Below are 8,636 nucleotides of genomic sequence, written 5' to 3'. Positions count from 1 at the left end.
GGGGCGCCCGCCCCCCCGGGGGGGTCACTCGGCCCAGTCGGAGTTCAGGATGATGTCGACGAAGTTCTCCCGCTGGTAACCGGGCACGTACCGCTCCAGGACGTCGGCCTTCACATTGCCGAACGTCGTCTGCGGGCGGTGTGCGATGCCGTCCGTGAACTCCTGGAGGATGCGCCGCTTGAAGTCGGGGCGCGGGTGCTCCGCCACGACCTGCTTCAGCGCGTCGTCGCCGATCTCCTTCAGGCCAAGGCCCAGCACATCAGCCTCCACACCGGCCGTGACCAGCGCGACCTCGGGGGCCATGTGCCAGGGGATCTCCGGCGTGGTGTGCAGCGCGATGCCCTGCCAGACCAGGTCGGCCGACGCGCCGGCGATGCCGTGCCGGACCAGGAACCTGCGGGCCTCGTCGGCGGCGTCGATCTCGAAACGCTGGTCGGCGCGGCGGTAGCGCTCGGTCAGGCCCAGGTCGTGGAAGAGGGCGCCGACATAGAGCAGTTCGGGGTCGGCGGCCAGCCCCCGGGCCCGGCCGCGCAGGGAACCCCAGAAGAACACCCGGCGGGAGTGGTGGTACACCACCTCGGATGCTTCGTCACGGACGAGTTCCGTGGCCTCGCGGACCAGGGCGCTGTCCGGCACGGTGATGCCGGCGATCTCGTGGGGTTCGGTGGTGGTCATGGGGCCTTGCCTCCTGGAATCGATTGCTCACCATCAATCAACCGCAGGGGGAAGGAGAACAGGAGTGTCCGTACGGACACGTGCCCCTCGGATCCGGACATGAGTCCAGAGTGGGGCAGGGCCCCCGGCCCCACCCGGATCAGCCCCCGGCCGCACCCGGATCAGCTCCCGGCCTCACGTCGCCAACTGCGCCCGCAGCCACTGCTCCACCTCGCCCACATGCGCGGCGGCTGCCGCCCGTGCCGCCTCCGGGTCGCGGGCCGCCAGCGCGCGATGGATCGCGGCATGCTCGCGCCGGGTGCGCTCGAACGCGCCCTCCTCCTGGTAGCCGCGCCAGACGCGGGCCCGGAAGGTGCGTGAGGACAGGCCCTCCAGGATCGCGGCCATGGTCTCGTTGCCCGCGGCCGTGGCGATCTCGCGGTGGAAGGCGAGATCGTGGGCGAGGATCTGCTCGGGGTCCTCGGTGGCGTTCATCGCCGCGAGATGCCGCTCGACCTCGGCGAGCTGCTCCGGGGTGATCCGGGCGGCGGCCAGCGCGGTCGCGGTGGACTCCAGGATCCGGCGCACCTCCAGGAGTTCGACCAGCCGGGGGCCACGGGACAGATCGGCCACCACGCCGAAGGTCTCCAGCAGATCGCCGGCCTGGAGCTGGGTGACGTAGATGCCGGAGCCGTGCCGGGCCTCCAGGACGCCGAGCACGGTCAGCGCCCGGATCGCCTCGCGCATCGAGCTGCGGGAGATGCCGAGCTGGACCGCCAGATCGCGCTCGGTCGGCAGCCGCTGCCCCGGCTCCAGCGAGCCCTCCGCGATCATCGCCTTGATCCGCTCGATCGCCCGCTGGGGAACCGTGCCCTTCTGCGCGGTCGCCGCCTCGTCACCGGACCCGGTCTCCGTCGTCGCCGTCTCGTTCACGCCACTCCTCCAGTCGCCGGGTGCGCCGCAGTCTAACCGGGGAAGTGGTCGGACCACTATCGAGGTGGTCGGACCACTTGGGCCAAAAAACCGGGAAAATGGCGTCCCAAGGGTGTCGGCGAGGTGAAGTGGTCTGATAAATATGCGGGCAACTGCTCGATCACGCTTCTTGAGGAGCTGGCAGATGGCCGACGGAACTGGACGTTTCGCTCCCTCACGCGCCGCGCGCGCCCTGGCGGCGGCGGCCTGTGCCGCCCTCGCGCTCACCGCGTGCGGCAGCACCGAGGACACCGGGGGCGCGGACGCGTCCGGCGGTGGCGGCGAGGGTCAGGTCGGGGTGATCCTGCCCCTGCTGACCTCGCCGTTCTGGCAGTCGTACAACGACTACGTACCGAAGATGGCGGAGTCCGAGGGCGTCGACGCGCTGAAGACGGTCAACTCCAACAGCGACCCCTCGCAGCAGATCACCGACATCAACAACCAGCTCAACCAGGGTGTGAAGGGACTCATAGTCGCCCCCCTGGACAGCGCCGCGATCGAGGCCGGGCTCGACCAGGCCGAACGCAAGGGCGTCCCGGTCGTCGCCGTGGATGTGGCGCCCGACCAGGGCAAGGTCGCGATGGTGGTCCGCGCCAACAACGTGGCGTACGGGGAGAAGGCGTGTCAGTACCTCGGCGAGCAGATCCCCTCCGGCAAGGTCGTGCAGATCATGGGCGACCTCGCCTCGGTCAACGGCCGTGAGCGCTCTGAGGCGTTCCGCTCCTGCGTCGAGGAGAACTTCCCCGAGCTGGAGGTCCTGGAGATCCCCGCCGAGTGGAAGTCCGACACCGCCGCGTCCAAGCTGGACACCCTGCTCAACGCCAACCCCGACCTCAAGGGCATCTACATGCAGGCGGGCGGCGTCTATCTCGCGCCCACCCTCCAGACCCTCAAGTCCAAGGGCATGCTCAAGAAGGCGGGCGAGGACGGCCACATCACGATCGTCTCCAACGACGGCATCCCCCAGGAGTACGAGGCCATCCGCAACGGCGAGATCGACGCGACGGTGTCGCAGCCGGCGGACCTGTACGCCAAGTTCGGCATGTACTACATCAAGGCCGCGATGGAGGGGAAGACCTTCGAGCCCGGCCCGACCGACCACGGCTCCGAGATCGTGAAGCTGCCCAGCGGCATCCTGGAGGACCAGTTGCCCGCGCCGCTGGTCACCAAGGAGAACGTGGACGACCCCGAGCTGTGGGGCAACACGGTCTGATGAGCAGCCAACGCAGCCAACCCCCACACCAGCCCCTGGTGGAAGCCCGGGGCATCGTCAAGCGGTACGGCGCCACCACCGCCCTGGGCGACGGCCGGCTCACCGTACTGCCCGGCGAGTCCCACGCGCTCGTCGGCCGCAACGGCGCCGGAAAGTCCACCCTCGTCTCGATCCTCACCGGCCTCCAGGCCGCCGACGAGGGCACGGTCAGCTTCGACGGCGAACCCGCGCCCCCGCTCACCGACCGCGACGCCTGGCGCCGCAAGGTGGCCTGCGTCTACCAGAAACCGACCGTGGTCCCGGAACTCACGGTCGCCGAGAACCTGTTCATCAATCGTCAGCCACTGCACCGAGGCTTCATCAGCTGGCGCAGGCTGCGCGCCGAAGCCGCCGACCTGCTCGCCACCTGGGATGTGCGCGTGGACCCCGAGGCGCGCACCGCCGACCTCAAGGTCGAGGACCGGCAGATGGTGGAGATCGCCCGCGCGCTCAGCTTCGGTGCCCGCTTCATCGTCCTCGACGAACCCACCGCCCAGCTCGACAACCGGGAGATCGAACGTCTGTTCACCCGGATGCGGGCGCTCCAGGACTCGGGCGTGACCTTCCTGTTCATCTCCCACCATCTCCAGGAGGTCTACGAGGTCTGCCAGACCGTCACCGTGCTGCGCGACGCCCGCTGGATCACCACCGCGCCGGTCGCCGACCTCCCGCGCCAGGCCCTGGTGGAGGCCATGGCGGGGGAGAACGTCGCCGATCGGACGGTCCGGACGGGACGACGGCGCGGCGCCCCCACGCCGGCCGACGCTCCCGTCCTGCTCGACGTACGAGGGCTCACCTCACCCTCGTACGACGGCATCGAGCTGACCGTGCGCCGGGGTGAGGTCGTCGGGCTCGCCGGGATCAGCGGCAGCGGGAAGATCGAGCTGGCCGAGACGCTCGCGGGGCTGCACACCCCCACGGCCGGGACCGCGCTGATCGACGGGCGCCCGCTGCCGTTCGGGCAGGTGCGGGCCGCGCTGGACGCCGGGGTCGGCTGGGTGCCGCGCGACCGGCACGACCAGGGGCTGGTGTCCGGCATGACCGTCGGCGACAACGCCACCCTGAGCGTCCTGGACCGGCTCGGCCGGTTCGGGTTCGTCGGCGGTGAGCGGCGCCGCCAGGTCGCCGCCGGCCTCATCGACCGCCTCGACATCCACACCGAGGGCCCCGACCAGCCCGTCTCCGATCTGTCCGGGGGCAATGCGCAGAAGGTCGTCATGGCCCGCGCGCTCGCCTCCGACCCCCGCCTGCTGGTGCTGATCAACCCCACCGCCGGGGTGGACGTGAAGTCCAAGGAGTCCCTGCTGGCCCGCATGGACAGCGCCCGGGACGACGGCATCGCGGTGCTCGTCGTCTCCGACGAACTCGACGACCTGCGCCGCTGCGACCGGGTCCTCGTCCTCTTCCACGGCCGTGTCGTCGCCGAGCACCCGGCGGGCTGGCACGACCACGAGCTGATCGCCTCCATCGAAGGAGTGGACCACCATGGCTGACATCAAGGCGACCAAGGCGATCGGTCCGCTCGCGCCCCCCGCCGCCCCCGCCTCGGCCAGGACGGTCCTGCTCCGCCGGGCCCGGGAACTCGCCCTGCTGCCCGCCCTCGTGCTGCTGCTGATCCTGGGCGCGCTGGTCAACGACTCGTTCCTGACCGAGCGCAACCTCATCTCCATCCTGGGCGCCTCCGCCGCGCTCGCCATGGTGGTGCTCGCCGAGTCGCTGGTACTGATCACCGGCAAGTTCGATCTGTCCCTGGAGTCGGTCGTCGGGATCGCGCCCGCCGTGGGCGCCCTGCTGGTGCTGCCCGCCGCGGCCTCCGGGTGGGGCACCGAACTCCCGGCCGTCCTCGCCCTGGCGGCCATCCTGGTGGCGGGCGCGGTGGTCGGCGCCTTCAACGGCATCCTCGTCGTCAAGTTCAAGCTCAACGCGTTCATCGTCACGCTGGCCATGCTGATCGTGCTGCGCGGACTGCTGGTCGGCGCCACCGAGGGCAAGACCCTGTTCGGCATGCCCGACTCGTTCTACTCCCTGGCCACCACCACCTTCCTCGGCATCCCGATGTCGGTGTGGCTCGCCGCCCTCGCCTTCGCGGTCGCCGGACTGGTCCTCAAGTACCACCGCGTGGGCCGCGCGCTGTACGCCATCGGCGGTAACCCGGAGGCGGCCCGCGCCGCCGGTATCCGCGTCGAGCGGGTCATGCTCGGCGTGTTCGTCGTCGCCGGAGTCCTCGCCGCCGTCGGCGGGATCATGCAGACCGGGTACGTCGGCGCGATCAGCGCCAACCAGGGCAACAACATGATCTTCACCGTCTTCGCGGCGGCCGTGATCGGCGGCATCAGCCTCGACGGCGGCAAGGGCACCATGTTCGGCGCCCTGACCGGCGTACTCCTGCTCGGCGTGGTGCAGAACCTGCTCACCCTCGCCCAGGTCCCCTCCTTCTGGATCCAGGCCATCTACGGCGGAATCATCCTGATCGCCCTGATGATCGCCCGGGTGACGACCGGCCGGGCCCAGGACTGACCCCCCTCCCCCCTGCCCTCCATGAACCCCCTGCCCCCATCGTCGTCCGAAAGGCCCTCCGTGAGCCCGACGCCCGCCCGCATCACCGCGGTCGACACCCACGACATCCGGTTCCCCACCTCGCGCGAGCTGGACGGCTCCGACGCGATGAACCCGGACCCCGACTACTCGGCCGCGTACGTCGTGCTGCGCACCGACGGCGACGAGGAGCCGGAGGGGCACGGCTTCAGCTTCACCATCGGGCGGGGCAACGAGGTCCAGGTCGCCGCGATCCACGCCCTGCGCCACCATGTGACCGGACGGTCCGTCGACGAGCTGTGCGCCGACCCCGGATCGCTCTTCCGCGACCTGATCGGCGACAGTCAGCTGCGCTGGCTCGGGCCCGAGAAGGGCGTGATGCACATGGCGATCGGCGCGGTCGTCAACGCCGTCTGGGACCTCGCCGCCAAACGCGCCCGCAAACCCCTGTGGCAGTTCCTCGCCGACGCCGAACCCGAGTGGCTGGTCCGGCAGATCGACTTCCGCTATCTCTCCGACGCGCTCACCCCCGACGACGCCCTCGACCTGCTCCGGCGCGGACGCGAGGGCGCAGCGGAGCGCCGTGCCCGGCTGCTGGAGCGCGGCTACCCCGCCTACACCACGTCCCCCGGCTGGCTCGGGTACGACGACGCCAAGCTCACCCGGCTCGCCGCCCAGGCCGTCGCCGACGGCTACCGGCAGATCAAGCTGAAGGTCGGCGCCGACCTGGCCGACGACATCCGGCGCTGCCGGGTCGCCCGGTCCGTGATCGGCCCCGACATCCGGATGGCGATCGACGCCAACCAGCGCTGGGACGTGGCCGAGGCGATCCGCTGGACCGAGGCGCTCGCCGAGTTCGACCCGTACTGGGTCGAGGAGCCCACCAGCCCCGACGACGTGCTCGGGCACGCCGCCATCCGCGCGGCCGTGGCCCCGGTGAAGGTCGCCACCGGCGAACACGTCCAGAACCGCATCGTCTTCAAGCAACTGCTCCAGGCCGGGGCCATCGACGTCCTCCAGCTCGACGCCGCCCGCGTCGGCGGTGTCAACGAGAACCTCGCCATCCTGCTGCTCGCGGCCCGCTTCGGCGTCCCCGTCTGCCCGCACGCGGGCGGCGTCGGCCTGTGCGAACTCGTCCAGCACCTGTCGATGTTCGACTACCTCGCTCTCTCCGGCACCACCGAGAACCGGGTCATCGAGTACGTCGATCATCTGCACCACCACTTCCGTGACCCGGTGGTGATCGGCCAGGGTCACTACCGGGCCCCCACGGCACCCGGATTCTCGGCCGAGATGCGGCCCGAGTCCATCGAGCGCTACACGTTCCCCGGCGGCACCTTCTGGGCCGCCGACCTTGAGACCGAGAGCAACCCGAAGAAGGGCCAGGCGGCATGAGTGACTTCGAGGGCCTGAGGGCCCTGGTGACCGGCGGAGCCTCCGGCATCGGCCGGGCCACCGCCGACCTCCTCGCCGCGCGCGGCGCCCAGGTGGCCGTGCTCGACCTGAACCCCTCCGCCGTGGACAAGCCGCTCCTCGGCTACCGCGCCGATGTCACCGACGACGCCTCCGTGCGTACGGCGGTCGCGGCGGCCGTCGCCGACCTCGGCGGGCTGGACGTCCTGGTCAACAACGCGGGGATCGGCGCCCAGGGCACCGTCGAGGACAACGACGACGCCGAGTGGCACCGGGTCATGGACGTCAACGTCCTCGGCATGGTCCGCGCCGCCCGCGCCTGTCTCCCGCACCTGCGCGACTCCGCGCACGCGGCGATCGTCAACACCTGCTCCATCGCCGCCAGCGCGGGCCTGCCGCAACGCGCCCTCTACAGCGCCACCAAGGGCGCGGTGTACTCCCTCACCCTCGCCATGGCCGCCGACCACGTCCGCGAGGGCATCCGCGTCAACTGCGTCAACCCCGGCACCGTGGACACTCCGTGGATCGGCCGGCTGCTGGGCGCGGCCGACGACCCGTCCACCGAGCGCACCGCCCTGGAGGCCCGCCAGCCCTCCGGACGGCTGGTCTCCGCCGCCGAGGTCGCGGGCGCCATCGCCTACCTCGCCAGCCCCCTGTCCGGCGCCACCACCGGCACCGCCCTCGCCGTCGACGGCGGCATGCAGGGCCTGCGCCTGCGCCCGGCGGCGACCCGATGACCGCCGCCGCCGACGGTCCTAGGCCGGGCACCCCCGACGGTCCGACACCCGCAGTCCCCGCCGGCTCGACACCGACTACCCCCGACGGACCGACCCCCGCCGCCGCCCTGGCCCTCGGTGCCGCCCCCCTCGGCAATCTCTTCACCGCCCTCACCGACGAACAGGCGTACGAGACCGTCGCCGCCGCCCGGCGCCAGGGCATCCGTGCCTTCGACACCGCCCCGCACTACGGCCTCGGCCTGTCCGAACGCCGCCTCGGCGCCGCCCTGCGCGGACACCCCCGTACCGAATTCACCGTCTCCACCAAGGTCGGCCGACGACTGGAACCGATCGACGGCCCCACCGGTGACGACCTGGCCAACGGCTTCGCCGTGCCCGCCACGCACCGCCGGGTCTGGGACTTCACCGCCGACGGCGTCCGCCGCACGCTGGAGTCCAGCCTCGAACGCCTCGGCCTCGACCGCGTCGACACCGTCTACCTCCACGACGCCGACCACCACGCCGAGCAGGCGTTCCGCGAGGGCTACCCGGCGCTGGAGAAGCTCCGCGCGGAGGGCGTCGTCGACGCGATCGGCGCGGGCATGAACCAGACGGCCATGCTCACCCGCTTCGTCCGGGACACCGACATCGACGTGGTGCTGTGCGCGGGCCGCTACACCCTCCTCGACCAGAGCGCTCTCACCGAGCTGCTGCCCGCGGCGCGGGAGCGGAACGTCTCGGTGGTCCTCGGCGGCGCCTTCAACTCCGGCCTGCTGGCCGACCCGAAACCCGGCAGCACCTACGACTACGCCGCCGCGCCCCCCGACCTGCTCGCCCGCGCCCTGCGCCTGAAGGCCGTCGCCGAACGCCACGGCACCACCCTGCGCGCCGCCGCCCTCGCTTTCTGCGCCGCCCACCCGGCCGTCGCCGCCGTCCTGGTCGGCACCCGCTCGGCCGCCGAGACCGATGACTGCGCCGAACAGTTCCGCAGGGCCGTGCCCGCCGCCTTCTGGCGGGAACTGGTCCACGAAGGCCTGCTGCCCGCGGGCCTGCCGGGAGTGCCGTCATGAGCATCGCCCCGCGCACCAAGGTCC

8 protein-coding genes are annotated in these 8,636 nt (G+C 71.6%); 6 read left to right on the top strand and 2 right to left on the bottom strand.

Going from position 1 to position 8,636, the window contains the following annotated elements; all coding sequences use genetic code 11:
• Positions 1–24: 24 nt before the first annotated feature.
• Both ACFXAZ_RS32885 and ACFXAZ_RS32880 read right to left on the bottom strand, forming a co-directional pair.
• Positions 25–675: an HD domain-containing protein gene (locus ACFXAZ_RS32885; RefSeq protein ID WP_384598583.1), complete on the bottom strand. Its 651-nt coding sequence runs from the start codon at positions 673–675 to the stop codon at positions 25–27.
• A gap of 174 nt (positions 676–849) precedes the next feature.
• Positions 850–1,587 (bottom strand): FadR/GntR family transcriptional regulator, encoded by a 738-nt coding sequence (locus tag ACFXAZ_RS32880; protein WP_384598581.1) that lies wholly within the window; start codon positions 1,585–1,587, stop codon positions 850–852.
• A 184-nt stretch (positions 1,588–1,771) separates the two neighbouring features.
• Here ACFXAZ_RS32880 and ACFXAZ_RS32875 point away from each other — a divergent pair, with 184 nt between their 5' ends.
• Genes ACFXAZ_RS32875 through ACFXAZ_RS32850 form a run of 6 tightly spaced genes read left to right on the top strand, consistent with a single transcriptional unit; the run spans position 1,772 to position 8,612 of the window.
• Entirely contained in the window at positions 1,772–2,839 is a 1,068-nt protein-coding gene (locus ACFXAZ_RS32875; RefSeq protein ID WP_384598579.1) for a sugar ABC transporter substrate-binding protein, read from the top strand.
• A complete protein-coding gene (locus ACFXAZ_RS32870; RefSeq protein ID WP_384598577.1) occupies positions 2,839–4,371 on the top strand; it encodes a sugar ABC transporter ATP-binding protein in 1,533 nt (510 codons plus the stop codon). The genes ACFXAZ_RS32875 and ACFXAZ_RS32870 overlap by 1 nt, the downstream gene beginning before the upstream one ends.
• A complete protein-coding gene (locus ACFXAZ_RS32865; RefSeq protein ID WP_384598575.1) occupies positions 4,364–5,395 on the top strand; it encodes an ABC transporter permease in 1,032 nt (343 codons plus the stop codon). The genes ACFXAZ_RS32870 and ACFXAZ_RS32865 overlap by 8 nt, the downstream gene beginning before the upstream one ends.
• 60 nt (positions 5,396–5,455) lie before the next feature.
• Positions 5,456–6,808, top strand: a complete 1,353-nt coding sequence (locus ACFXAZ_RS32860; RefSeq protein ID WP_384598573.1) for an L-fuconate dehydratase — start codon at positions 5,456–5,458, stop codon at positions 6,806–6,808.
• Entirely contained in the window at positions 6,805–7,563 is a 759-nt protein-coding gene (locus tag ACFXAZ_RS32855) for an SDR family NAD(P)-dependent oxidoreductase (protein WP_384598571.1), read from the top strand. The genes ACFXAZ_RS32860 and ACFXAZ_RS32855 overlap by 4 nt, the downstream gene beginning before the upstream one ends.
• Positions 7,560–8,612 carry an aldo/keto reductase gene (locus ACFXAZ_RS32850; protein WP_384598569.1) on the top strand — a complete coding sequence of 351 codons (1,053 nt, stop codon included), beginning with the start codon at positions 7,560–7,562 and terminating at the stop codon, positions 8,610–8,612. The genes ACFXAZ_RS32855 and ACFXAZ_RS32850 overlap by 4 nt, the downstream gene beginning before the upstream one ends.
• The last annotated feature ends 24 nt before the right edge of the window (positions 8,613–8,636 follow it).

The organism is Streptomyces sp. NPDC059477 (assembly GCF_042749375.1).
GTDB lineage: Bacteria > Actinomycetota > Actinomycetes > Streptomycetales > Streptomycetaceae > Streptomyces.
Note: the sequence above shows the minus strand (reverse complement) of the source record. Positions and strands in the feature narration are given on the sequence as shown.